Genomic DNA, 22,824 nt, shown 5'->3' with positions numbered 1-22,824 from the left:
AGCCCCCACAAACCCCGCCACCCACCCCGCACGCACGCGTGAAGCCCCACCACCAACGGCAGGGCCCCACGCGTGCGTGCACCGGCATCCCGGTCAGCGACCGGCGTTCTCCAGTACCGAGTCGGACTCGGAAGACCCGGCCGGGTCCGAAGCCGCCGCCGGCTCGGACGTCGCCGCGAGTTCCGCCGCCCGCCGCCGGGTCGGGATCAGCAGCGTCGCGACTCCCGCGAGGGCGACCACCGCCGCCCCGGTGACCAGCGCGGGCTTCAGGCCGTCGACGAAGGTCTGGGCGGTCTGGTAGCCACCCTGAGCCGAGAAGATCGACGCCATGATCGCGATGCCGAGGGCACCGCCCACCTCGCGGAGGGCGTTGTTGGCACCGGAGGCGATGCCCTGCTCCTGGGGGCGGACGCTGGACATGACCAGGTTGGAGGCCGGCGCGAAGAACAGGGCCATGCCGATGCCGCTGAGGATCAGGCCGGGCAGCTGAGCGCCGTAGGAGACGTCGGTGGTGACCACGTAGGACATGTAGCCGAGACCGGCCGCCTGGAGGAAGAGGCCCGCGGCGACGACCGGGCGGCCGCCGATGCGGTCGGAGAGGATGCCGGCGATGGGGGCGACGAGCATCGGCATGCCGGTCCAGGGGAGCATCCGCAGGCCCGCCTCGGTGGGCGAGTAGCCGAGGACGCCCTGCATGTACTGGCTGAGCAGGAAGATCGACCCGAACATCCCGAGGAACATCAGCAGGCTCGCCGCGTTGATCCCGGAGAAGGCGCGGGAGCGGAACAGCCGCATCGGGAGCATGGGGTTCTTGGCGTTGACGCTGTAGACGATGAAGCCGGCGAACAGGGCGCTTCCGGCGAACAGCCCGGTGAGGACGAGCGAGCTGGTCCAGCCGTCGGCGGGCCCGCGGACCAGGCCGTAGACGATCCCGAAGAGGCCGCCGCTGGCGAGCAGGGTGCCGGGGAAGTCGAGCGGGGCGCCGGAGCCGTGGGACTCGGAGAGGCGCAGGCGGGCGAGCGGGATCAGGGCCAGGCCGAGCGGGACGTTCAGCCAGAAGATCCAGTGCCAGGAGATGTGCTCGGTGAGGCTGCCGCCGATGAGGGGTCCCGAGGCGACGGCGAGTCCGTTCACCGCGCCCCATATCCCGTACGCCATCCCGCGCTTGGCGACGGGTACGGCCGCCGTCAGCAGGGTCAGTGTCAGCGGCATCATGATCGCCGCGCCGACGCCCTGGACCGCGCGGGCCGCGATCAGGGAGTTGATCCCGGGTGCCATGGCCGCGGCGGCGGACGCGCCGGTGAAGACGGTGATGCCGATGAGGAAGAGCCGGCGGCGGCCGAACCGGTCGCCGAGCGCCGCGCCGAACATCAGCAGGACGGCGAAGGTGAGCGTGTAGGCGCTCACGGTCCATTCCAGGTCGCCCAGCGCGCCGCCGAGGTCCTTGCGGATGGACGGCAGGGCGGTGGTGACGACGAGGTTGTCCAGGGCCGCCATGAATCCGGCGACGCTGGTGATCACGAGGGCCCAGACCATTCCCCCGCGCCGTGCGACTGGCTGTGACATCGCTCCCCCAAAGGGTGCTCGTACCGATGATTAGTTATTGATGACTAACTTTGCCGCGCAGAAAAAGGCGCAGAATCCGCCCCTTGCCGATCCGTGCTACTTCTCCAGCCGGCCAGTGATCCGCGCCGACGGGTACAGCCCTTCCCAGACCCGGTGCTCGGGTGGAAAACCCATGGCCGCAAGGGTGTTGATCAGCATTCCGTACGCCAGGAAGGTCGTGGTCTGGTCGACATCCGCCCCCAGGGGCACATGCACGACGTCCCAGAGCCGCATCCAGCCCTTCCGTACGGCCTCGCCGAACTCGTGGTCGCCCTCCGCCTCGGCGGCGGCCACCGTGATGTACGTCTGCATCTGCATCTGGAGCTTCTCGGGGTGCTCAGTGATGAGCTGCACATAACCGTTGGCCATGGCATGCAGGGCCTCTTCGCCCTCCAGCCCCTTGGACGACTCCTCCATGACCCGGCACACGTCCTCGACACACCTGAGGGCAGCCGCCGCGAACATCGCCTTCTTGCCCGGGAAGAGCCGGAAGAGATACGGCTGCGAGACACCGACCCGCTTGGCGATCGCCTCCGTGGAGGTGCCGTAGTACCCCCGCTGCGCGAACTCGGCGATCGCCGCGCGGATGACGCTCTCGCGCCTCTCTTCTGCGCTCATCCTGACCATGCGAGAAAGTTAGTACTCAATCACTAACTAAGTCAAGGGATGGTTCTGGTGGAGTTTCGATGTGGGGCACGGCACACGGGCCGGCCGACTCCGGGCCCGCCGGGGTCACCGCCAGTCACCGGGTCGGCCCGGGCCGACCTACAGGTGCCGACCTACAGGTAAGGGGCGCCCGCAATGGCAGACACCCCTTACCTCGGCTCACTCCAGCGCGCGGCCGACCGATCAGGCCAGTCGTACGACCGCCCGTGACATCCCGAGCACCTTCTGCCCGGCGCTCATCGCCACCAGGTCCACGCGGACCGTGTTGTCGTCGAGCTTGGCGGCGACCTTGGCGCTGACCTCGACGGTCGCGCCCTTGTCGTCGTTCGGGACGACGACGGGCTTGGTGAAGCGGACGCCGTACTCGGCGACCGCGCCCGGGTCGCCGGTCCAGTCGGTGACCACGCGGATCGCCTCGGCCATGGTGAACATGCCGTGCGCGATGACGTCCGGGAGCCCGACCTCCTTGGCGAACCTCTCGTTCCAGTGGATCGGGTTGAAGTCCCCGGAGGCGCCCGCGTACTGGACGAGGGCGGCGCGGGTCACGGGGAAGGTCTGGGCCGGCAGTTCGGTGCCGACCTCGACGTCGTCGTACGCGATCTTCGCCGTCATGTCAGTTCTCCTCCGCCGCGCGGGCCACGAGCTTGGTCCAGGCGGTCACGACGTGCTCGCCGGCCTCGTCGTGGACCTCGCCGCGGATGTCCAGGATGTCGTTGCCCGCCATCGACTTGATCGCCTCGATCGTGGAGGTGACCGTGAGCCGGTCGCCGGCGCGCACGGGGCGGACGTAGACGAACTTCTGGTCGCCGTGCACGACCCGGCTGTAGTCGAGGCCGAGCTGCGGGTCCTGGACGACCTGTCCGGCCGCCTTGAACGTGATGGAGAAGACGAAGGTCGGCGGGGCGATCACATCGGGGTGACCGAGCGCCTTGGCGGCCTCCGGGTCCGTGTACGCCGGGTTGGCGTCGCCCACCGCCTCCGCGAACTCACGGATCTTCTCCCGGCCCACCTCGTACGGGTCGGTGGGCGGGTAGGTCCGCCCCACGAAGGACTGGTCGAGCGCCATGGCCCGGTACCTCCTGCTGTTCCTGCTGCTGTTGATGGTCCTGCTGCTGTGCGGGGAACGACGCGAGGCCGCCCCCAGACTTCGGGGACGGCCTCGTGTACGAGCCTGATTCTTATCGCGTTTCGCGGTGCGCGGTGTGCGCATTGCAACGCGGGCAGTGCTTCTTCATCTCCAGTCGGTCCGGGTTGTTACGCCGGTTCTTCTTGGTGATGTAGTTCCGCTCCTTGCACTCCACGCAGGCCAGCGTGATCTTCGGGCGGACGTCGGTGGCAGCCACAGGAGTGCTCCTTGACGAACGGATGGGACTATGAACGCATAACAGAATAGCCGATCGAAGGACCGACCCCGCAATCGGCTACTGTCAGTAGCGGTGACCGGACTTGAACCGGTGACACAGCGATTATGAGCCGCTTGCTCTACCGACTGAGCTACACCGCTGTGATGCGATCAGTTCCCATCTTGCGACGGGAACCTTTCACACCAGAGCCCCAATACGGAATCGAACCGTAGACCTTCTCCTTACCATGGAGACGCTCTACCGACTGAGCTATTGGGGCGAGCGATGAAGACATTACACGCTCGGCGACCGTTCGCCCAAATCCGTTTCGCGGCCCCGCTCCAGCCGCTTCCACGGCCCTCCCAGAGGCCTCGGGGGCCCCTCCCGTATGGGGGACCACACCGGTACGACTATTGCGCTCCTCCCGGCTGTGAGCGGATCACCGCCCTAGGCTCGACTCACTCTGCGTGATCTTGCGCCCCTTTGCGCAGTCCCCAGTCCTGAGCCCCGAAGCCCCGAGCCCGCGAAGCCCTGAGCACCTGGAGCGCGATGCCCGACAGTCAGCCCCAGCCGTCCCACTCCTCGTCCGGCCCGTCGGGTTCCTCAGGCTCGTCGGGACCGGCCGACCCGGCCGCGCTCCTGCTGTGCGGGGCCCGGCTGACCGACGGCAGGACCGTGGACGTACGGCTGGGCGGCGGGCGCATCGAGGCGGTCGGCACGGCCGGCAGCCTGGCGACGGACGCCACGCGCGCGTGCGGCGCGCGCGTGGACCTCAGCGGCTATCTCCTCCTCCCGGCCCCGGCCGAACCGCACACGCACAGTGACACCGCCCTGTCGGCCGAGAACGGCGGACCGGTCTCCTACGACCCCGAGGACGTCCAGCGCCGCGCCACGGAGGCCGCGCTGCTGCAACTCGGGCACGGGGCGACGGCGCAGCGGGCACACGTGCGCGTGGGGGACGTTCAGGGGCTGAGCGCGCTGGCCGCCGTACTGCGGGCGCGGCGGGCGCTGCGGGGGCTGGCGGAGCTGACGGCGGTGGCGATGCCCCGGCTGCTGACCGGGGTCGCGGGGGCGGACGGGCTCGCGATGCTGCGGGACGCGTTGAAAATGGGTGCCTCCGTAGTAGGTGGTTGTCCAGATTTGGACCCCGATCCGACGGGCTACGTGGAGGCCGTCCTGGAGGTCGCGTCCGAGCACGGCTGCCCGGTCGACCTGCACACGGACGCGGCCGACCCGACCCGCCTGGCCCGGCTGGCGGCCGTCGCGGGCGGAATGCGCCCCGGGGTGACGCTCGGCCCGTGCGGCGGCCTGGGGCGGCTTCCCGCGGACACGGTCACCCGGATCGCGGACCAACTGGCCGCGGCCGGCGTGACGGTGGTCTGCCTGCCGCAGGGCGGCTGCGGCGGCGTCGACCGCCGGGGCACGGCTCCCGTACGGCTGCTGCGCACGGCCGGCGTCCAGGTGGCGGCGGGCAGCGGCGCCCTGCGGGACGTGTCCAACCCGGTGGGCCGCGGGGACCCCCTGGAGGCGGCCTACCTGTTGGCCTCGCGGCACGGGATGCGGCCCGAGGACGCCTACGACACGGTGAGTTCGTCGGCACGCGCGGCGCTCGGCCTGCCCGAGGTGCGCGTCGAGGCGGGATTTCCGGCCGAACTGCTCGCGGTGCGCGGCGACCGGCTCGCGGGCGCGCTGTCGCTGGCGTACAGCCGGATCGTGGTGCACCGGGGGCGCGTGGTGGCACGGACGAGCGCGGTGCGGGAGTACTGCAACACGGCGGCGGGCTCGGAGTTGGGGCTGCCCCGGCAGGGACGGGGCGAGTTGTCGTGAGCGGCCGTCGTCGCGCCGGGGCGTACGCCTGAGGCGCCACGGCCCGGGTCCGCGCGCCCGGCGCGTCCACCGCGGGTGTGCGCCGCTGGGACGCGGCTGAAGTCATGCGGCGCGTGCGGCCGTCCGGGCGTACGGTCGAAGGCATGCGCATTGTCATCGCTGGAGGTCATGGTCAGATCGCGCTGCGGCTGGAGCGCCTGCTCGCCGCGCGCGGTGAAGAGGTCGCGGGCATCATCCGCAACGCCGAACAGAGCGACGATCTACGGGCGGCCGGCGCCGAACCGCTGCTGCTGGACCTGGAGTCGGCCTCGGTCGAGGAGGTCGCGGCGCAGCTGCGGGGCGCGGATGCGGCGGTCTTCGCGGCGGGCGCCGGGCCGGGCAGCGGTACCGCCCGCAAGGACACCGTGGACCGGGGTTCGGCGGTGCTGTTCGCCGACGCGGCGGTCCTGGCGGGCGTACGGCGTCATGTCGTCGTGTCCTCGATGGGCGCGGATCCGACGCACTCCGGGGACGGTGTCTTCGACGTGTATCTGCGGGCCAAGGGCGAGGCCGACGCGTATGTACGCGGCCTGGACGCCCTCGACTGGACGATCCTGCGCCCCGGTTCGCTCACGAACGACGCCGGGACCGGGCTGGTCCGGCTGGAGGCCCACACCGGGCTCGGCTCGATCCCGCGCGACGATGTGGCCGCCGTACTCGCGGAGTTGGTGGAGACGCCTGCGACGGCCGGGCTGACGCTGGAGCTGATCGGTGGGTCCGCGCCGGTGTCGGTGGCGGTGAAGTCGGTGGCGGGGAACTGACGGAGGGTCCGGTCACGGGGTTCCCTGCCGGGTGGTGCCCCGCCGTCTAGAAGAGCGGCATCTGGCCGGGGAACTCCGGGACCACGTACCCGTCCAACGCGGGCTGTGCCGCCCCGAGTTCCGCCTGGCGGCGGGACCCGGGGCACGACACGAGGTCCCCGGTCTCCCGGGCGCCGGGCGGGTCGTGGCGCGCGAACCGGCCTGCCACTACGGCGATTTCACGACGGCACTCGGGGCAGCTTCTGCGGCGTGACGACATGGGATCAGTCTGCCCCGCCGCAGGCCGGGTCGGCTGTCGAGGCTCGCTCGGGCGCGCTCAGCTGTGGGCGACGGTGAGGCCGTAGAAGGCGACGCGGGCGCCCTTCGTGGTGCTGTCGGAGGACGACTGGTTGTACGAACCGGCCTTGAAGTACTGCTTGTAGGCGTTGAAGGACGACGGGATGGAGTAGTGCGTGGTGCTCCCGTTGACCGTCAGGTTGATGGTGTTCCCGCCCGAGACGCCGATCGTGTAGCTCCACGTCTTGCCGACCGCCACGTTGCCCACGGTGTGCAGGGTCTGGCCGCCGGAGGGCGAGTTCTCGGTGCCGAGGACGATGTCGCCGCTGGAGCGGTAGTACAGCTCCAGCAGCGGCTTGGTGGAGCTGCCGCCGCTGCCGAGGTGGATCTGGCCGACGCAGACGTTCGACGTGACGGAGACGACCCGGAGCGTCGCCTTCATCGTGTGGGTGCCGCTGAGCGACCAGTCGGCGGCGCTGCCGCTGCGGTTCATCTCGCGCAGTTCGGAGCGGGCGTAGTTCGAGTTGGGGGTGGTGACGCCCTTCTCCGGCGCCCAGAAGGTCATCGCTCCGTCGCGGGTGTCCGTGTAGAAGTACGAGTCCTGGAAGCCATTGGCCCCCTGGAGCCGGGACGACGAGATCGTCGTGGGCGAGCCGGGGGAACCGATCGGCTCCTGGAGCTGCCACACCCCCAGGTCGAAGTTCCCGCCGGGCGCGACGGAGGGGTCCGCCAGGGGTGAGGCGACGACGCCGGCGGCGCCGGTACTGCCCGACGCGGTGGGGGCCGTGAGGGCGAGGCCGCCGGTGACGGCGACGACGGTGGCCAGGGAGGTGAGCAGCGTACGCATGCGCATGGGGGGTGCCTTCCTGTCTGCTCTGTGGACTCGACTCGGTTGGCGAAGCATGCGTTCATGTGTGTGAACTTTGTGTTTCAACATGAACGCGGTGTCGCGACAGTAGGGCTGTGGCACGGGCACGTCAAGGTTGGCGGCAGGGCGGAGGGGGCCGCGGGGATGCCTCTGGGGCGCCTCGGGAAAAACCCGGGAAGACTTCCGGAAGGCCTCGGGAACGACGAAAGGGTCTGTGATCAGCATTGCTGCTGATCACAGACCCTTTCGATCATGTGGCGGCGCCAGGGTTCGAACCTGGGTAGGCTAAGCCGGCAGATTTACAGTCTGCTCCCTTTGGCCACTCGGGCACACCGCCGGGGATGCTGCCTCTCGAACCGCTTTTCGGCGGTGCTCCGTGGCAACGACGTAAACGATACCCGATGCCCAGGGGTGCTTCGCCACCCGATTGACCGGCGCTCGGAGGGGAGGGGGTGGCTAGGCTTATGCGGATGCGGCCCGGGGCCTACACCGGGCTCGGCGGCTGCCCCGACGCACGCCGATACGCAGTGACACGCATCGATACGCACCCCGATACAAGGAGCCACAGGACATGGCCGACTCCAGTTTCGACATCGTCTCGAAGGTCGAGCGGCAGGAGGTCGACAACGCCCTCAACCAGGCCGCCAAGGAGATCTCCCAGCGCTACGACTTCAAGGGCGTGGGTGCCTCGATCGCATGGTCCGCCGAGAAGATCCTCATGGAGGCGAACTCCGAGGAGCGGGTCAAGGCGATCCTCGACGTCTTCCAGTCCAAGCTGATCAAGCGCGGCATCTCGCTGAAGGCGCTGGACGCCGGTGAGCCGCAGCTCTCTGGCAAGGAGTACAAGATCTTCGCGTCGATCGAGGAGGGCATCTCCCAGGACAACGCGAAGAAGGTGGCGAAGATCATTCGCGACGAGGGTCCCAAGGGCGTGAAGGCCCAGGTCCAGGGCGACGAACTGCGGGTCAGCTCCAAGAGCCGCGACGACCTCCAGGCCGTGCAGGCCCTGCTCAAGGGCAAGGACTTCGACTTCGCGCTGCAGTTCGTGAACTACCGGTAGAGCCGGGCTTCGCGCGTCCGCCGCGCAGGCACGAGGATGCGAGGAAGGGTGGGCACCCGTCGGCGCCCACCCTTCTCGCCTGCTGGCTGCGGCTTGGGGCACACGCTTGAGCCTGTCCTGCCGATCAAGTCGCAGGAAAGCGGCGGCTGCTGACCGGCGCCGGGGAGCGACTGCAGCGCCGTAGATGAGCGCGGCTGCGGCTGCGGCTGCGGCTGCGGCTGCGGCTGCGGCTGCGGCTGCGGCTGCGGCTGCGGCAAAACCCGCCGGACGGCGTCTAGTTGCGCGAGTTGCCGAACAGGATGCGGTAGGCGATCAGGAGGACGAGCGCGCCGCCTATCGCCGAGGCCCAAGTGGCGCCGTCGTAGAAGTTCTTCGCGACCGGGTGGTCCAGCCAGCGGGCCGAGATCCAGCCGCCGATGAACGCGCCCGCGACGCCGATGATGGTCGTGCCGATGAAGCCGCCCGGGTCGCGGCCCGGCAGCAAGAATTTGGCGATGGCTCCGGCCAACAGTCCCAGGATGATCCAGCTGATGATGCCCATGCCGTGAACCTGCCCTCTCGCGCTGTGCTTGCACTGATCCGGAGCTGTGAATTCCGCCCGGACAGGCTGTGTTCGTAGGTTCTTGCGCACGGCCTGTCGCTGCATGTTCCGCCGTGTCGATGAACAGGACGTCACGGATGCGTGTGGTGGTTGCAGGCATCGGTGGCCTGCGGCGACCGCTCAGGAGGCCTGTGCTGTCGTGCGTATGCGGAAGTCGGTCCACGGGGTCGGTTCGGGAGCGCCTTCGTAGTCCTCGTACCAGCCCGTGCCGTCGAGCCAGGCGCGCAGCCAGTCGGCGAGGCCGGGCGCGTCGACGTACCACGCGTGGTCGGCCTCGTCGGCGTTCGGCTCGTAGAGGAGGACTGTGGCCTCTGGGGTTCGGCAGTCCACGCACGCGTACATCGCGCAGCCCCAGTGGGATATCGGCAGGACGCCCTCGGGCCAGGGCCAGTCGAGGTCCTTGTCTCCGCTCGCGCGGTTGGCGAAGTACTGCGTGACGGCGGCGGGCTCGCCGGTCGGCGGGTTGTCGAGGAGGGGCAACAAGCCGTACTCCGGGCCGAATCCGCCGTCTCCTATGCGTGTGTAGAGCGCGGCGAGCAGCGGGGGCAGGCGGAAGCCGAGGGCGGCCTCGGCGCGGGTCACCGTGGCCTCGTCCACGGGGGCCGGGAGTGAAGTCCAGCCCAGCGGGCGGGTGTTGCGGGCCTCGGCGGCCACCCGGGTCAGCAGTTGCTGCTCGTTCTCGGTCATGGCTTCATGGTGCCGCGCGCCACTGACAATCGGGCCGGCCTGTGGACAACCCTGCGGTTGTGGAAAACCTGCTGGTCGCGGGGCGGGAGTCGGCGGGCGTCATGCGGTGACGGGTGCCGTCAGGCCAGGCGGACTTCGACGTGCCGTTCGGTGAGGAAAGCGAGCAACTCCTCGAACGTCGGCGGGCGCCGGCCTGCGTGCGGGGTGACGCCGAGGCAGGCGCGGGCGACGGCGGCGTCGTGCCAGACGAGGGTGAAGGGCAAAGTGGCTCCCCAGCGGCCGCGCAGGCAGTCGTCCAGGGCGTCCAGGCCCCAACCGAAGTATCCGGCTGGGCCGTTGACCGCCTCGCCCAGGGCGCAGAAGAAGCCCGGTGCGTCGGTGACGTGGCTGCCGTCGAGGTGGTAGGTGGTGCCCGGTGGACGGTTCGGGGCGTCATGGGCGTGGTTCGCCAGGGCCGTGTCGGCCCAGAACCGGCGGCCGTCGGGGCTGCAACCTGCCCAGCGGCCGGGTTCGGAGGGGCGGCCCTCGCCCCACAGGTCCCACACCTCGCGGGCCGCGAGCGGTGGCCGTTCCGACCAGGGGTCGAGGGTGAGGTCGACGAGGCCCGGGCCGCGTGCGGACGGGATCCAGGCCCGTAACTCGCCCTCGGCGGCGGGCTGTACGGGTCTGCCGGACGCGTCGATGCGCACCACCTTGACGTGGCCCAGGTCCTCTTCCCCGCCGTCCAGTGCCGCCCTCAGCGCACCTTGCGGGGAACAGCCCAACAGGCGTACGGGAGGGTCCAGTTGTTCGGGCGGCCCCTCCTGAACATGGGCCAAGTCCCGGCAGACGCCCCATGGTTCACCGTCCGCGCCCCGTATTCGGTAGCCCGGGGACAGGGGCGGGCACTCCGGATAGTCGTAGGGGTTGTCGTCGGACTGGCTGCCCTCGACGGTGATGTCCCTCAACGACAGGTCACGCGCGCACGGGCGGTCGCCTACGACGCGTACGTCCTCCAGCCACCACTCGCCCTCTCCCCTGCCCGTCTTGTCGAGGGTCTCCAGGGCGAGCAGGCCGAGCGGCGCCGAACCGTCGGCACGCGCGCGTGCGAGGGCTGTTCGCAGGTCGCCCTCGGGTGCGCAGCCGAGCAGTTCGTACGTCCCGCGCGCGGGAGGGACCGGGTCGGCGAAGAGGTCCTCGGCGTCCTCGCACAGCGCCCAGGTCTCCTCGTAGCCGTGCTCGCCGGTGGACTCGGCCCCTTCGTCGTACGACAGCAGGACGTACTTCGGCGCCCCCACCGCTGCCCGCCGTCAGCGGGTGGCGAACGGCTGGTCCGTGGGCACGATTTCGCGGCCCAGGGGGAACAGCGAGACCGGGATCAGCTTGAAGTTGGCGATGCCGAACGGGATGCCGATGATCGTGATGCACATGGCGATGCCGGTGACGATGTGCGCGAGGGCAAGCCACCAGCCCGCGAGGACCAGCCACAGGACGTTGCCCACGCAGGAGGGGGCGCCCGCGTCCCGGCGCTCGACCGTCGTGTACCCGAAGGGCCACAGGGCGTAGACGCCGATACGGAAGGCGGCGATCCCGAAGGGGATGCCGATGATGGTGATGCACAGCAGCGCGCCGGCGAGCAGGTACCCGAGGAACAGCCAGAAGCCGCTCAGGACGAGCCAAATGACGTTCAGGATGGTTTTCACTGAGGGCGACCTGCCATCTTCTCGAGCCGGGCGATGCGCTCCGCCATCGGCGGGTGTGTCGAGAACATCTTGGAGAGTCCCTGGCCCGGGCGGAAGGGGTTCGCGATCATCATGTGGCTCGCGGTCTCGATGCGGGGCTCCGGGGGCAGCGGAAGCTGCTTGGTGCCGGCGTCGAGCTTGCGCAGCGCGCTCGCGAGGGCGAGGGGGTCTCCGGTGAGTTGGGCGCCGGACGCGTCCGCCTCGTACTCCCTGGAGCGGCTGATGGCCAACTGGATGAGGCTGGCCGCGAGGGGGCCCAGGATCATGATCAGCAGCATGCCCAGGATGCCGGGGCCGTCGTCGTCGTTCGAGCGGCCGATCGGGATCAGCCAGGCGAAGTTGACCAGGAACATGATCACCGAGGCGAGGGCGCCGGCGACCGACGAGATCAGGATGTCGCGGTTGTAGACATGGCTGAGTTCGTGCCCGATGACTCCGCGCAGCTCGCGCTCGTCCAGGATGCGCAGGATGCCTTCCGTGCAGCACACGGCGGCGTTGCGCGGGTTGCGGCCCGTCGCGAAGGCGTTGGGGGCCTCCGTGGGCGAGATGTACAGGCGCGGCATCGGCTGGCGGGCCTGGGTGGAGAGGTCGCGGACCATCCGGTACAGGGCCGGGGCCTCGAACTCGCTCACCGGGCGGGCGCGCATCGCGCGTAGCGCCAGTTTGTCGCTGTTCCAGTACGCGTACGCGTTCGTGCCCAGCGCGATCACGACCGCTACGACGAGGCCCGTGCGGCCGAAGAAACTGCCGATGACGATGATGAGTGCGGACAGTCCCCCGAGGAGAACTGCGGTCCTGAGCCCGTTGTGCCGGCGGTGCACGGTACGCCCTCCAAATCGTGCAGCAGGGGAACCCTTTGCTTGCTGATCTCTGATGCCACTGGTGCCGTGGTGTCACGTCCAGTGGACCCTCCCGTACTGGTCAACGCCAGGCGGGAGGCTCTAGTTCCCTTGTGCGCACGACGCCGGGGGTGGGCCGTCCGGGTGAGGACGGTGGTATGTGCCGGTGGCTCAGAAGAGTCCGGTGGCGGCGAAGCGCAGGACCAGTTGGGGTGCTCCGGAGAGGGCGATCCCGAGGGCTCCGGTGAGGGCGAGCGCGGCGGTGAGGGGCGCGGGGACGCGGTGCTTGGCGTGCTCGCCCTCGGGGGCGCGGAACAGCAGGGCCGTCCACTGGAGGTAGTAGAACAGCGCGATCACCACGTTGACGGCCATGACGACGGCCAGCCAGCCCAGTCCCGCGTCGACGGCCGCCGAGAAGACGGTCACCTTGGCGAAGAGCCCGATGACACCCGGCGGCAGCCCGGCGAGGCACAGCAGGAAGAAGGCCAGGAGCAGGGCTGCGAGCGGATTCGACGCGTACAGGCCCCGGTAGTCGCTGACGCGGTTGAGGGCTCTGCTACGGCCCACCAGGGCGGCCACCGTGAACGCGCCGAGGTTCACGGCGGCGTACATGAGGGCGTAGGCGACGGTGGAGCCGATCGACTTCTGGGCGTCCTTGGAGTACGCGGCTGCGGCGATCGGCACCAGGAGGTAGCCGGCCTGGCCGACGGAGGACCAGGCGAGCAGCCGTACCGCGCTGTACGCGCGCGTGGCCTGTTGGCGCAGGGCGCCCAGGTTGCCGACCGTCATGGTGAGGGCGGCCAGCGCGGCGAGTGCCGGGCCCCACACGTCGGCGTACGACGGGAAGGCGACGACGGTGACAAGGATCAGGCCGGAGAAGCCGACCGCCTTGCCGACGACCGACAAGTAGGCGGCGATCGGGAGGGGCGCTCCTACGTAGGTGTCGGGTACCCAGAAGTGGAAAGGGACGGCGGCCGTCTTGAAGGCGAAGCCGACGAGGGTGAGGGCGACGCCGGTCTGGGCGAGGGTGTGGAAGTGGCCGTCGACGTGCTGGATGCGGTCGGCGATCCGGGTGAGGTACAGGGTGCCCGTGGTGGCGTACACGAAGCTGACGCCCATCAGGCTGACCGCGGTCGCGGTGACCGAGGACAGGAAGAACTTCAGGGCCGCTTCGGCGGACTTCTTGTCGCCGTGCCGGATGCCGACGAGGGCGAACGCCGGCAGGGAGGCGACCTCCAGGGCGACGATCAGGGTCGCGAGGTCGCGGGAGGCGGGCAGCAGGGCGGCGCCCGCGGCGGAGGACAGCAGCAGGAACCAGTACTCCCCTTCGGGGAGTCCCTTGTCGGCGTCCTTCAGGGTTGTGATCGACAGGAGGGCCGCGAGGAGGGCGCCGCCGAGGACCAGGAACTGGATGACCAGGGTGAAGCGGTCCGCCGTATAGCTGCAGGCGGTCGCGTCGCCGGTGAGACAGAAGGTGGCGCGGTCGCCGTCCAGGAGGGGCAGCAGCATCAGGGCGGAGGCGGCCAAGCCCGCGACCGACACCCAGCCCAGGAGTGCTTTTCTGGCCTCCTGGAGGAACAGGTCGGCGACGAGGACCACCAGGCCGACGACCGCCGTGATGGTGGGCGGCGCGATCGCGAGCCAGTCGACGGACTGGACCATCGATTCCGCGAGAGGCTGGGCCAGGGCGCTCATCGGGTGCCTCCTGCGAGGAGCTGCTGCACGGCCGGGTCGGTCAGGCCGAGGAGTGCCTTCGGCCACAGGCCGGCGGCGACGGTGAGGGCGACGAGCGGGGTCCAGGCCGCGAACTCGTACGTCTGGACGTCGGCGAGCTTCGGCGCTTCCTGCGCCACGGCGCCCATGCAGACGCGGCGGACCACGGCGAGCATGTACGCGGCCGTCAGGAGAGTACCGAAGGCCGCGATCGCCATGAAGGTGAGGAACGCGGGGCGGCTGAGGTCGGCGGCGGGCTTGAACGCGCCGAACAGCGCGAGCATCTCGCCCCAGAATCCCGCGAGTCCGGGCAGGCCGAGCGAGGCGACGGCGGCGAACGCGAGCAGGCCGCCGAGGCGTGGTGCCTTGCCGTAGAGGGCCGCGCCGGTCTCCTCGGCCAGGGTGTCGAGATCGGTGCTGCCCGTGCGGTCCTTGAGGGCACCGACGAGGAAGAACAACAGGCCGGTGATGAGGCCGTGGGCGATGTTGGCGAAGAGCGCGCCGTTCACGCCGGTCGGCGTCATCGTCGAGATGCCGAGCAGGACGAAGCCCATGTGGCCGACGGAGGAGTACGCGATGAGGCGCTTGAGGTCGCCCTTCGCGCCCTGTCTGACAAGGGCGAGGCAGGCCAGGGAGCCGTAGATGATGCCGACGACGGCGAAGGCGGCGAGGTACGGCGCGAAGGTGTGCATGCCGTCCGGCGCGATCGGCAGCAGGATGCGGACGAAGCCGTACGTGCCCATCTTGAGCAGCACGCCGGCGAGCAGGACCGAGCCGACGGTCGGGGCGGCGGTGTGGGCGTCGGGCAGCCAGCTGTGCAGCGGCCACATCGGGGTCTTGACCGCGAGCCCGATCCCGATCGCCAGAACGGCGATGACCTGCACGGATGTGGTCAGCGACCGGCCGTTGTCAGTGGCGAGTGCCACCATGTCGAATGTGCCCGCCTTGATTCCGATCAGGAGCAGGCCGAGCAGCATGACGACGGAGCCGAGCAGCGTGAAGAGGATGAACTTCCAGGCGGCCTGGGTCCGTTGAGCACCGCCCCAGCGGGCGATGAGGAAGTACATCGGGATGAGGACGGTCTCGAAGGCGAGGAAGAAGAGGATCAGGTCGAGGACGGCGAAGGTGGCAAGGGTGCCGGACTCCAGGACGAGGATCAGGGCGACGAACGCCTTCGGGGACGGACCCGTAGGCATCTTGAAGTAGGAGTAGAGCGCGCAGAGGAAAGTCAGCAGCGCGGTCAGGACCAGGAGGGGGAGGGAGATGCCGTCGATGCCGAGGTGGATGCGCACGTCGAGTGCGGGGATCCAGCTGATGTCGGTCGTGGCCTGCATCTTCGACGGGTGGTCGTGGTCGAAGCCGAGCGCGAGGACGATCGCGGCGATGAGGATCACGCCGGTCACGGTCACGCCGTGCCGTAGGACGGCCTGCTCGGGCGACTTCCCCTTCAGCCCGGGCGGGGCGGGCAGCAGGGCGGTGACGGCGCCGAGGAGCGGGCCGACGACGATGAACGCCAGAAGGACCTGCATCACGGACTCGTTGATATCGATCACGCCTGCTCACGCTCCCGTGGCGACGAGGAGGACGGCGACCGTCAGGACGACGGTGCCGGCGAGCAGCGCGCTCACATAGGTCTGCATGTTGCCGGTCTGGGCGCGCCGTACGGCGGCACCGAGCAGGCGGGGCAGGGTGCCCGCGCCGCGTACGTAGGTGTCGACGACCTCGCGGTCCAGGAACCGGACGAGACCCGCCGCCGCCAGCACGGGGCGGACGAACAGCGCCCCGTAGACAGCGTCCAGGTGGAAGCCGGTGGCCGCGTGGCGGTGCAGCGGGCCGAGCAGGAGGCGGCCCGGGTCCGCCGGGTCGGGTGCCGAGGCGACGTCTCCGTAGGCGGGCGTGTGGCTCGCGATGGCCTCGGCCTCGACGAGTCCGGCGTCGCCCTCCGGATGGGCCGCGACCGCACCCAGGGGCGCGCCGGCCGCGAACGCGGTGGTGTGGCGCCAGGCGCCGTAGGTGACGATGCCGCCGACGAGGGCTACGCCCGTGCCGAGCACCGAGGTGGTGAGCGTCGGGGTGAGGTCGCGGCCGTCGAACCAGTCGGGGAGCACGCGGTAGGCAAGTCCGCCGAGGGCGAGGGACGGTACGGCGAGCACCCACAGCACGGCGTTCATCGCGACCGGCTGCCTGCCGTGGTCCGGGGCCTCAACTCCCCGTCCGTGGAAGGCGAGCAGCCACAGGCGCGTCGCGTACGCGGCGGTGAGGAGGGCGGCGAGCAGACCGGCGACGAGGACGATCCAGCCCGCTGTGCCGGGGATGTGCGCGGTGTCTCCGGTGGCCGCGTGTTCGGCGGCGCCGAGGACGGACTCCTTGGAGAAGAAGCCGCTGAAGGGCGGGATCGCGGCGAGCGCGAGGAGCGCCACGGTCATCGTCCAGAAGGCGTCGGGGACGCGGGCGCGGAGGTTGCCCATGCGGGACATGGCGGCGAGCGAGTTGGTGCCGGAGGCGTGGATGATCACGCCGGCCGCGAGGAAGAGCAGCGCCTTGAAGGCGCCGTGGGACAGGAGGTGGAAGACGGCGGCACCGCGGTCGCCGACGGCCAGGGCGCCCGTCATGTAGCCGAGTTGACCGATCGTCGAGTACGCGAGGACGCGCTTGATGTCGTCCTGGGCGAGCGCGGCGAGGCCCGACCCGGCCATCGTCACGGCGGCCATCACGGCGAGGACGACCATCGCGGCCGAGGAGGCCTCGAAGACCGGAAGGAGCCGGGCGACGAAGTAGACACCGGCGGCGACCATCGTCGCGGCGTGGATCAGCGCGGAGACGGGGGTGGGGCCCGCCATCGCGTCGGGGAGCCAGGTGTGCAGCGGGAACTGCGCCGACTTGCCCGCCACGCCGGCCAGGAGCAGCAGCGCGATCAGCGTCGGGTGGTGCAGCCCGCCGTGCGCGACGGTGCTCAGGACCTTGGTGATGCGGAAGGACCCGGCGTCGGTGGCGAGCGCGAACAGGCCGATCAGGAAGGGGACATCACCGAGTTTGGTGACGAGGAAGGCCTTGATGGAGGCGGCGCGGGCCTCCGGGGTCTCCCAGTAGTGGCCGACGAGGAAGTAGGAGCAGATGCCCATGACCTCCCAGCCGACCAGCAGCACGATCAGGTCGCCGGAGTAGACGACGAGGAGCATCGCGGAGGTGAAGAGGGAGACGAGGGCCGCGTACGAGGGGTAGCGCGGGTCGTCGCGCAGGTAGCCCGTCGAGTAGATCTGCACACAGGTGGCGACGAAGGCGACCAGCACGGCGACGAGGGCGGCGAAGCCGTCGATGTGCAGGGCGAGTTCGATCGGGACCGAGCCGGTGGGCGTGAGTTCGGTGGCGGAGTCGATGGCCGCGTCGCCGCCCTGTCGTACGGCGACGACCGCGGCCAGCGCGAGCGCGGCGAGCGACGGCAGGACGGCGAGCGGGCGGACGAACCCGGGGGCGGTCCGGCCCAGGAGCAGGCCGGCCGCGGCGCCCAGGAACGGGAGGAGGGGGACGAGGACGGCGAGGGTGGTCGTGGTCACGCGGTGGCCTCAGCCTTCTTGGCCGTGGGGGGCTGGGGGCCGTTGTCGTTGCCGCTGTCGTTGTCGTCGCCGTTGCCGCTGTCGTCCGGGCCGTCGGTTCCGTCCGGGCCGTCGGTCTCGTGGCCCTCGGCCGAGTCGCGGAGCTTGTCGATGTCCGAGGTGCCGCGGCCCCGGTAGACGGCGAGGACGATCGCCAGGCCGATGCCGATCTCCGCGGCGGCGATGGCGATGGTGAACAGGGTCAGGGCCTGGCCGGAGTGCAGCTTCTCCTCGGCGGTCCTGCTGAGCCAGACGTCGAAGGCGACCAGGTTCAGGTTGACGGCGTTGAGCATCAGCTCGACCGACATGAGGACGAGGATCGCGTTGCGGCGGGCGAGGACGCCGTAGATGCCGGTGCAGAAGAGGAGGGCGGCGAGCACGGCGGGATAGACGAGGTGCATCAGCGGGTTCCCTTCTGCTCGGTAGGGGTGTGGGGCTTGGTGGGCGTGCGCTGGTCGGCCGGATCGTTGCCTTGAGAACGGCCGTTTCGCCCGAACGTGTGATTACGGGAATCCGGGACGGATGGGGAACTACCGGTCGCGCCCCGGGAGTTCACAGGGGGAGAGCTCAGCTCCGACTTCGTCTTGCGGGACAGGACGATCGCGCCGACCAGTGCCGCGAGGAGAAGGACGGAGAGGGCCTCGAAGGGGAGGACCCAGTTCTGGAACAGGCTCGCGCCGGTCACCGCGGTCGAGCCGGCGGCCGGACCGTCCAGGTCCATCCAGGTCGCGCGGAAGGCGTCGACGACGACCCAGACCAGGGCCGCCGCGGCGGCGACGGCCACGGCGAGGGCGGCCCAGCGGTTGCCGGAGTCGGCGTCCGGGGAGCGGCCGATGGGGGCCTTGGTGAGCATCAGACCGAAGAGAAGGAGGACGACGACGGAGCCGACATAGATGAGGACCTGCACCCAGGCGATGAACTCGGCGGTGAGGAGGAGGTATTCGACGGCGAGGCCCCCGAGGGTCACCACGAGCCACAGGGCGGCGTGCACCAGCTGCTTGGTGGTGACGCTGACGAGGGCGGCGCCGAAGGTGACCAGTCCGACGAGGAGGAAGGCGATCTCGACGCCGGTCGGGGAGAGGAAGCCGTGGGGGTGGGGCGCGGCGAGGCTTGCCGTGGCGGTCACGGCGACGGTTTCGGCGAGGGTCACGACTGGCCCTCCGACGGCTCGGTGGGGTCTGCGGGGTCTGCCGGGTCTGCGAGGTCGGACTGCGCGGCCTGCGCTGCGGCCTGCGTCGCTGCCAGCTTCTCGGCGGCCTTGCGGGCGGCCGCGATCTCCTTGGGTTCCTCGGCGCCGGGGTCGAGGGCGGGCGGGGCCGGGACCGTCCACATCCACTCGCGGAGCTTGTCGCGTTCGTGGGTGAGTTCGTGGATGTCGGTCTCGGCGTACTCGAACTCCGGGGACCAGAACAGCGCGTCGAAAGGACAGACCTCGATGCAGATACCGCAGTACATGCACAGGGAGAAGTCGATGGCGAAGCGGTCCAGAACGTTGCGGCTGCGCTCACGGCCGCCGGGGGCAGCCGCCGGGACCGTCTCCTTGTGGGAGTCGATGTAGATGCACCAGTCGGGGCACTCACGGGCGCAGAGCATGCAGACCGTGCAGTTCTCCTCGAACAGGCCGATGACGCCGCGGGTGCGGGGCGGGAGGTCGGGCTGAGTGTCCGGGTACTGCTCGGTGACGGTCTTCTTCGTCATCGTGCGGAGGGTGACGGCCAGGCCCTTGGCCAGACCGGAGCCGGGGATGGGGGCCATCAGAGGAACACCACCTTCACGATGCCGGTGAGGGCGATCTGAGCGAGGGAGAGGGGGACGAGGAGGGTCCAGGAGAGCTTCTGGAGCTGGTCCTCGCGCAGGCGGGGATAGGTGACGCGGAGCCAGATGACGACGAAGGCGAGGATGCCGGTCTTCAGCAGGGTCCACACCCAGCCGAGGCCGTCCGCGCCCCACGGGCCGTGCCAGCCGCCCAGGAAGAGGACGGTGGTCAGGCCGCACAGGACGACGATTCCGGCGTACTCGGCGAGGAGGAAGAGGGCGAAGCGGAGACCGGTGTATTCGGTGTAGGCGCCGAAGATGATCTCGGAGTCGGCGACGGGCATGTCGAAGGGAGGGCGCTGGAGTTCGGCCAGGCCCGCCACGAAGAACACGATCGCGCCGACGATCTGCCAGGGCAGCCACCACCAGTGGAAGGCGTCGAGGATGCCGGGGAGGGAGACCGTGCCGGCCGCCATCGCCACCGAGGCGGCGGTGAGCAGCATGGGGAGTTCGTAGGCGAGGAGTTGCGCGGCGGTGCGGAGGCCGCCGAGGAGGGAGAACTTGTTGGCGGAGGCCCAGCCGGCCATGAGCGAGCCGAGGACGCTCACGCCCATCACCGCGAGGACGAAGAAGATGCCCGCGTCCAGGACCTGACCGACGGCGCCCTCGCTCGGGCCGATCGGGATGGCGAGGAGGACGAGGAGGTACGGGAGGAGGGCGACGGCGGGGGCGAGTTGGAAGATACGGCGGTCCGCGCCCGCCGGGACGATGTCTTCCTTCTGGGCGAACTTGACGCCGTCCGCGACGAGTTGGGCCCAGCCGTGGAAGCCGCCGGCGTACATGGGGCCGAGGCGGCCCTGCATGTGGGCCATCACCTTGTGCTCGGTCTGGCCGACGATCAGGGGGAAGGTGAGGAAGACGACGAAGACGATCAGGAGTCGCAGGGCGACGTCGAGCGCGTCGTTCACTGCGGGCCTCCTGTGGGGGTGTCTGGGGTCGGGGGTGAGTCGGGACGTTCAACTGCGTCCGGGGTGGGAGCAGTTGGGTCGGATTCCGGCTCGGCCTCGGGCTCGGGCTCAACTTCAGGTTCGGGCTCGGGTCGCTCGAAGGCTGGGCGGGCGTTGTGCCACGGGGCGTCCGCGGTGCGGGGAGCGGTGGGGGGCTGGGGGGTGCCGCCCTCGGGTGTTGGTGCCGGTCCGTGTGACGGGTCCGCCGCAGATGCCGATTCCGGTTCCATCGCCGGTGCCGGTGACGGCTCCACCGCCGGTGCCGGCGTCGGCGCCTGTTGCGATGCCGAGCCGTCGCTCGCGCTGCGGGACCGGCGGGGCGCCGCCGCGGCCTCACCCGAAGGCGTCGCACCCTCAGTCAGCGTCCCCTGGCTCACCGACCCCTCCGAAGCCGAACGCGCCCGCCGCACAGGGCGATCGCCGGCGGCACGAGCCGGACCGTCACCCGCCGCACCGGCCGGAGACTCGCCGGCCGCACGGGCCGGGCGGTCACCCGGCGCACGTAGCGGGCGCTCCTCCGCCCCACGTACCGGACGCTCACCCGCCCCCCGCACCGGACGCTCGCCCGCAGCACGTGCCGCGCCCCTCGCCGGTCGTGCCGGAGCTGCCGGGAGTTGGCCCTTCAAGGGGCCCCACTCGTTCGGGTCGGGTACGCCGGGCGGGAGCATCTGGCGGCGTTTCGGGCCGCCGTGGTCCGACTCGCCCGGTTCCTTCGCTCCGGGCCAGGCCTTGGCGACGCGGGCCGCGAGGACGAAGTCCTTGCGGAGGGGGTGGCCCTCGAAGGTTTCCGGGAGGAGGAGGTGGTCCAGTGCCGGGTGGCCCTCGAAGTCGACGCCGAACATTTCGTGGGTCTCGCGTTCGTGCCAGGCGGCGCCCGCGTAGACGTCGACGGCGGTGGGGAGCGCCGGGGTCTCGTGCGGGACGGTCGTACGGACGAGGAGTCGGCGTACCGGTGACAGTGCCACGACGTGGGCGGAGACGCGGAAGCCGGTGCCTGGTTCGTCGACCGCGCTCAGCCAGTCGAAGTAGGTGCAGCCCAGGTCGTCGCGGGCGGTGCGCAGGGCGGTGAGCCAGGTGGCGGGGGGTACGTCGACGGTGAGGAGGTCGTAGGACTCCTCGGCCGTGGCCTCCGTGCCGAACAACTCCTCGACCGGGCCCGGCAGCCAGCCGACGGCGGTCATCGGGCGTCCCCCGGGCCGGAGTCGGAGACCGAACCCGAACCCGAACCCGAGTCGGAGGTCGAGGCCGCAGTCGCGGAACCTCCGTCGGGCACCGGCGCCGGTACCAACCCGCTCTGCAGCGCTGCCGTGGAAGGACGGCCCGCGGCAGTCGCCCCGTACCGCTCCCCCAGCGACTCCCGGGCGATCTTCTCCTGGAGTTTGAGGATTCCCTGGAGGAGGGCCTCGGGGCGGGGCGGGCAGCCGGGGACGTAGACGTCGACCGGGATGATCTGGTCGACGCCCTTCGTCACCGAGTAGGAGTCCCAGTACGGGCCGCCGCAGTTGCTGCACGCGCCGAAGGAGATGACGTACTTGGGCTCGGGCATCTGCTCGTAGAGGCGTTTCACGGCCGGGGCCATCTTGTCCGTGACCGTGCCCGACACCACCATCAGGTCGGCCTGGCGCGGGCCGGGCGCGAAGGGGATGACACCCAGGCGGATGAAGTCGTGGCGGGCCATCGACGCGGCGATGAACTCGATGGCGCAGCAGGCCAGGCCGAAGTTGAAGACCCAGAGGGAGTAGCGGCGGCCCCAGTTGAGGACCACCTTCATCGGTTCGGGGGCGAGGCGGGCGAGGGCGCCCAGGCGTTTCGGCTCCGGCAGCAGCACGGGCTCGGGGGTCACGTCCTCGGGGGTCACGTCCATGCCAGGACGCCCTTCTTGTATGCGTACAGCAGGCCCACGGTCAGGAAGCCGAGGAAGACGAACATCTCGACGAGGGTCGCCGCGCCGTAGCCCGGCGCGGCGAAGACCGTCGCCCAGGGGAAGAGGAAGATCGAGTCGACGGCGAAGATGACGTACAGGAACGCGTAGACGTAGTACCGGACTTGGGTGTGGGCCCAGCCCTCGCCGACGGGGTCGACGCCGCACTCGTACGTCAGGAGTTTCTCGGGGGTGGGGACCACCGGGCGCAGCAGTCGGCCCGCGCCGAAGGCCACGGCGACGAAGAGCACGCCGACGACGGCGAGCAGTCCCACGACGGAGTAGGACCGGAAGTAGTCCGCCGCGACGACCACGGTCGGCTCCCGCAAGGTCCCCGGCACCATCTCCCGCAAGTCCGACCCCTCCTCCTCCGCACGGACTTCCGCACGGGCTTCCTCACGGCCCGCTCCGGTGACCCGGTGCCCCCGTGACCCATGTGAACTCTGTGTTCGACGATCTGTACGCACGGGAGTCTAGGCCCTGTTAAAGGCACGGTAAGCAGCCCGTCACGGCTTGGGATCCGCTCGGAAGGACGGGACGGA

General features: G+C 70.3%; 25 protein-coding genes and 3 tRNA genes. 3 read left to right on the top strand and 25 right to left on the bottom strand.

All coding sequences use genetic code 11. The annotated features are described in order from the left end of the window. Positions 1-93 precede the first annotated feature (93 nt). The 7 genes from OO69_RS22755 to OO69_RS22725 form a co-directional block, all read right to left on the bottom strand. Complete coding sequence (locus tag OO69_RS22755; RefSeq protein ID WP_033282567.1) at positions 94-1,566, bottom strand: DHA2 family efflux MFS transporter permease subunit; 1,473 nt, start codon at positions 1,564-1,566, stop codon at positions 94-96. A 96-nt stretch (positions 1,567-1,662) separates the two neighbouring features. Next, on the bottom strand, positions 1,663-2,232 hold the full coding sequence (locus OO69_RS22750; protein ID WP_078652531.1) for a TetR/AcrR family transcriptional regulator: 570 nt from the start codon (positions 2,230-2,232) through the stop codon (positions 1,663-1,665). A gap of 222 nt (positions 2,233-2,454) precedes the next feature. Continuing rightward, a complete protein-coding gene (locus OO69_RS22745; RefSeq protein WP_033282566.1) occupies positions 2,455-2,883 on the bottom strand; it encodes a MaoC family dehydratase in 429 nt (142 codons plus the stop codon). 1 nt (position 2,884) lies between these two features. Next, positions 2,885-3,337, bottom strand: coding sequence for a MaoC family dehydratase N-terminal domain-containing protein (locus tag OO69_RS22740; protein WP_033282565.1), 453 nt, complete (start codon positions 3,335-3,337; stop codon positions 2,885-2,887). Between the two features lie 112 nt (positions 3,338-3,449). Next, positions 3,450-3,614 (bottom strand): 50S ribosomal protein L33, encoded by a 165-nt coding sequence (gene rpmG, locus OO69_RS22735; RefSeq protein ID WP_003948671.1) that lies wholly within the window; start codon positions 3,612-3,614, stop codon positions 3,450-3,452. Positions 3,615-3,702: 88 nt separating this feature from the next. Beyond that, positions 3,703-3,775: transfer RNA gene (locus tag OO69_RS22730), tRNA-Met, on the bottom strand. A gap of 46 nt (positions 3,776-3,821) precedes the next feature. Continuing rightward, positions 3,822-3,894, bottom strand: a tRNA-Thr gene (locus OO69_RS22725). A gap of 269 nt (positions 3,895-4,163) precedes the next feature. Between OO69_RS22725 and OO69_RS22720 the strand changes: the two genes are divergently transcribed. After that, the gene (locus OO69_RS22720) at positions 4,164-5,441 is read left to right on the top strand and encodes an amidohydrolase family protein (protein WP_033282564.1); all 1,278 of its coding nucleotides are present in this window, start codon (positions 4,164-4,166) and stop codon (positions 5,439-5,441) included. Between the two features lie 143 nt (positions 5,442-5,584). After that, positions 5,585-6,241 carry an NAD(P)H-binding protein gene (locus OO69_RS22715; protein ID WP_033282595.1) on the top strand — a complete coding sequence of 219 codons (657 nt, stop codon included), beginning with the start codon at positions 5,585-5,587 and terminating at the stop codon, positions 6,239-6,241. Positions 6,242-6,287: 46 nt separating this feature from the next. Here the strand turns inward: OO69_RS22715 and OO69_RS22710 are convergent, their stop codons facing one another. The 3 genes from OO69_RS22710 to OO69_RS22700 all read right to left on the bottom strand — a co-directional run bounded on the left by OO69_RS22710 (position 6,288) and on the right by OO69_RS22700 (position 7,722). Then, entirely contained in the window at positions 6,288-6,500 is a 213-nt protein-coding gene (locus OO69_RS22710; RefSeq protein ID WP_033282563.1) for a hypothetical protein, read from the bottom strand. A gap of 57 nt (positions 6,501-6,557) precedes the next feature. Further along, on the bottom strand, positions 6,558-7,370 hold the full coding sequence (locus tag OO69_RS22705) for a polysaccharide lyase family 7 protein (RefSeq protein WP_033282562.1): 813 nt from the start codon (positions 7,368-7,370) through the stop codon (positions 6,558-6,560). Between the two features lie 270 nt (positions 7,371-7,640). After that, a tRNA-Tyr gene (locus OO69_RS22700) sits at positions 7,641-7,722 on the bottom strand. A 234-nt stretch (positions 7,723-7,956) separates the two neighbouring features. Here OO69_RS22700 and OO69_RS22695 point away from each other — a divergent pair. Continuing rightward, on the top strand, positions 7,957-8,445 hold the full coding sequence (locus tag OO69_RS22695) for a YajQ family cyclic di-GMP-binding protein (protein ID WP_033282561.1): 489 nt from the start codon (positions 7,957-7,959) through the stop codon (positions 8,443-8,445). 274 nt (positions 8,446-8,719) lie between these two features. Here OO69_RS22695 and OO69_RS22690 read toward each other — a convergent pair whose 3' ends face one another. The 15 genes from OO69_RS22690 to OO69_RS22620 all read right to left on the bottom strand — a co-directional run bounded on the left by OO69_RS22690 (position 8,720) and on the right by OO69_RS22620 (position 22,626). Then, positions 8,720-8,986: a GlsB/YeaQ/YmgE family stress response membrane protein gene (locus OO69_RS22690; protein ID WP_019061143.1), complete on the bottom strand. Its 267-nt coding sequence runs from the start codon at positions 8,984-8,986 to the stop codon at positions 8,720-8,722. 180 nt (positions 8,987-9,166) lie between these two features. Then, positions 9,167-9,733, bottom strand: coding sequence for an SMI1/KNR4 family protein (locus OO69_RS22685; protein WP_033282560.1), 567 nt, complete (start codon positions 9,731-9,733; stop codon positions 9,167-9,169). 119 nt (positions 9,734-9,852) lie between these two features. Beyond that, the gene (locus OO69_RS22680) at positions 9,853-11,010 is read right to left on the bottom strand and encodes a barstar family protein (RefSeq protein WP_033282559.1); all 1,158 of its coding nucleotides are present in this window, start codon (positions 11,008-11,010) and stop codon (positions 9,853-9,855) included. 12 nt (positions 11,011-11,022) lie between these two features. After that, entirely contained in the window at positions 11,023-11,415 is a 393-nt protein-coding gene (locus OO69_RS22675) for a YccF domain-containing protein (RefSeq protein WP_033282558.1), read from the bottom strand. Next, positions 11,412-12,275, bottom strand: a complete 864-nt coding sequence (gene htpX / locus OO69_RS22670; RefSeq protein WP_033282557.1) for a zinc metalloprotease HtpX — start codon at positions 12,273-12,275, stop codon at positions 11,412-11,414. Before htpX ends, OO69_RS22675 begins: the two co-directional genes overlap by 4 nt. 189 nt (positions 12,276-12,464) lie before the next feature. Further along, positions 12,465-13,988, bottom strand: coding sequence for an NADH-quinone oxidoreductase subunit N (locus tag OO69_RS22665; protein ID WP_033282556.1), 1,524 nt, complete (start codon positions 13,986-13,988; stop codon positions 12,465-12,467). Next, a complete protein-coding gene (locus tag OO69_RS22660; protein WP_033282555.1) occupies positions 13,985-15,559 on the bottom strand; it encodes a complex I subunit 4 family protein in 1,575 nt (524 codons plus the stop codon). Before OO69_RS22660 ends, OO69_RS22665 begins: the two co-directional genes overlap by 4 nt. Positions 15,560-15,565: 6 nt before the next feature. Next, positions 15,566-17,560, bottom strand: coding sequence for an NADH-quinone oxidoreductase subunit L (locus OO69_RS22655; protein WP_033282554.1), 1,995 nt, complete (start codon positions 17,558-17,560; stop codon positions 15,566-15,568). Continuing rightward, the gene (nuoK, locus tag OO69_RS22650; RefSeq protein WP_033282553.1) at positions 17,557-18,000 is read right to left on the bottom strand and encodes an NADH-quinone oxidoreductase subunit NuoK; all 444 of its coding nucleotides are present in this window, start codon (positions 17,998-18,000) and stop codon (positions 17,557-17,559) included. The genes OO69_RS22655 and nuoK overlap by 4 nt, the downstream gene beginning before the upstream one ends. After that, positions 18,000-18,749, bottom strand: a complete 750-nt coding sequence (locus tag OO69_RS22645) for an NADH-quinone oxidoreductase subunit J (protein WP_033282552.1) — start codon at positions 18,747-18,749, stop codon at positions 18,000-18,002. Before OO69_RS22645 ends, nuoK begins: the two co-directional genes overlap by 1 nt. Next, a complete protein-coding gene (locus tag OO69_RS22640) occupies positions 18,746-19,354 on the bottom strand; it encodes a NuoI/complex I 23 kDa subunit family protein (protein WP_033282551.1) in 609 nt (202 codons plus the stop codon). Before OO69_RS22640 ends, OO69_RS22645 begins: the two co-directional genes overlap by 4 nt. Continuing rightward, positions 19,354-20,322, bottom strand: a complete 969-nt coding sequence (locus tag OO69_RS22635; RefSeq protein ID WP_033282550.1) for a complex I subunit 1/NuoH family protein — start codon at positions 20,320-20,322, stop codon at positions 19,354-19,356. The genes OO69_RS22640 and OO69_RS22635 overlap by 1 nt, the downstream gene beginning before the upstream one ends. Continuing rightward, positions 20,319-21,542 carry an NADH-quinone oxidoreductase subunit C gene (locus OO69_RS22630; RefSeq protein WP_033282549.1) on the bottom strand — a complete coding sequence of 408 codons (1,224 nt, stop codon included), beginning with the start codon at positions 21,540-21,542 and terminating at the stop codon, positions 20,319-20,321. The genes OO69_RS22635 and OO69_RS22630 overlap by 4 nt, the downstream gene beginning before the upstream one ends. Continuing rightward, positions 21,539-22,225: an NADH-quinone oxidoreductase subunit B gene (locus tag OO69_RS22625; RefSeq protein WP_033282548.1), complete on the bottom strand. Its 687-nt coding sequence runs from the start codon at positions 22,223-22,225 to the stop codon at positions 21,539-21,541. Before OO69_RS22625 ends, OO69_RS22630 begins: the two co-directional genes overlap by 4 nt. Then, on the bottom strand, positions 22,216-22,626 hold the full coding sequence (locus tag OO69_RS22620; RefSeq protein ID WP_033282547.1) for an NADH-quinone oxidoreductase subunit A: 411 nt from the start codon (positions 22,624-22,626) through the stop codon (positions 22,216-22,218). Before OO69_RS22620 ends, OO69_RS22625 begins: the two co-directional genes overlap by 10 nt. Positions 22,627-22,824 lie beyond the last annotated feature (198 nt).

It is taken from the genome of Streptomyces sp. NRRL F-525, from assembly GCF_000716605.1.
GTDB lineage: Bacteria > Actinomycetota > Actinomycetes > Streptomycetales > Streptomycetaceae > Streptomyces.
Note: the sequence above shows the minus strand (reverse complement) of the source record. Positions and strands in the feature narration are given on the sequence as shown.

What these genes read in the sequence shown, in the direction of transcription:
- OO69_RS22755 (WP_033282567.1), bottom strand. Translation starts at nt 1,566, where the DNA reads ATGTCACAGCCAGTCGCACGGCGCGGGGGAATGGTCTGGGCCCTCGTG.
- OO69_RS22750 (WP_078652531.1), bottom strand. Translation starts at nt 2,232, where the DNA reads ATGGTCAGGATGAGCGCAGAAGAGAGGCGCGAGAGCGTCATCCGCGCG.
- OO69_RS22745 (WP_033282566.1), bottom strand. Translation starts at nt 2,883, where the DNA reads ATGACGGCGAAGATCGCGTACGACGACGTCGAGGTCGGCACCGAACTG.
- OO69_RS22740 (WP_033282565.1), bottom strand. Translation starts at nt 3,337, where the DNA reads ATGGCGCTCGACCAGTCCTTCGTGGGGCGGACCTACCCGCCCACCGAC.
- OO69_RS22720 (WP_033282564.1), top strand. Translation starts at nt 4,164, where the DNA reads ATGCCCGACAGTCAGCCCCAGCCGTCCCACTCCTCGTCCGGCCCGTCG.
- OO69_RS22715 (WP_033282595.1), top strand. Translation starts at nt 5,585, where the DNA reads ATGCGCATTGTCATCGCTGGAGGTCATGGTCAGATCGCGCTGCGGCTG.
- OO69_RS22710 (WP_033282563.1), bottom strand. Translation starts at nt 6,500, where the DNA reads ATGTCGTCACGCCGCAGAAGCTGCCCCGAGTGCCGTCGTGAAATCGCC.
- OO69_RS22705 (WP_033282562.1), bottom strand. Translation starts at nt 7,370, where the DNA reads ATGCGCATGCGTACGCTGCTCACCTCCCTGGCCACCGTCGTCGCCGTC.
- OO69_RS22695 (WP_033282561.1), top strand. Translation starts at nt 7,957, where the DNA reads ATGGCCGACTCCAGTTTCGACATCGTCTCGAAGGTCGAGCGGCAGGAG.
- OO69_RS22690 (WP_019061143.1), bottom strand. Translation starts at nt 8,986, where the DNA reads ATGGGCATCATCAGCTGGATCATCCTGGGACTGTTGGCCGGAGCCATC.
- OO69_RS22685 (WP_033282560.1), bottom strand. Translation starts at nt 9,733, where the DNA reads ATGACCGAGAACGAGCAGCAACTGCTGACCCGGGTGGCCGCCGAGGCC.
- OO69_RS22665 (WP_033282556.1), bottom strand. Translation starts at nt 13,988, where the DNA reads ATGAGCGCCCTGGCCCAGCCTCTCGCGGAATCGATGGTCCAGTCCGTC.
- nuoK (WP_033282553.1), bottom strand. Translation starts at nt 18,000, where the DNA reads ATGCACCTCGTCTATCCCGCCGTGCTCGCCGCCCTCCTCTTCTGCACC.
- OO69_RS22640 (WP_033282551.1), bottom strand. Translation starts at nt 19,354, where the DNA reads ATGGCCCCCATCCCCGGCTCCGGTCTGGCCAAGGGCCTGGCCGTCACC.
- OO69_RS22630 (WP_033282549.1), bottom strand. Translation starts at nt 21,542, where the DNA reads ATGACCGCCGTCGGCTGGCTGCCGGGCCCGGTCGAGGAGTTGTTCGGC.
- OO69_RS22625 (WP_033282548.1), bottom strand. Translation starts at nt 22,225, where the DNA reads ATGGACGTGACCCCCGAGGACGTGACCCCCGAGCCCGTGCTGCTGCCG.
- OO69_RS22620 (WP_033282547.1), bottom strand. Translation starts at nt 22,626, where the DNA reads ATGGTGCCGGGGACCTTGCGGGAGCCGACCGTGGTCGTCGCGGCGGAC.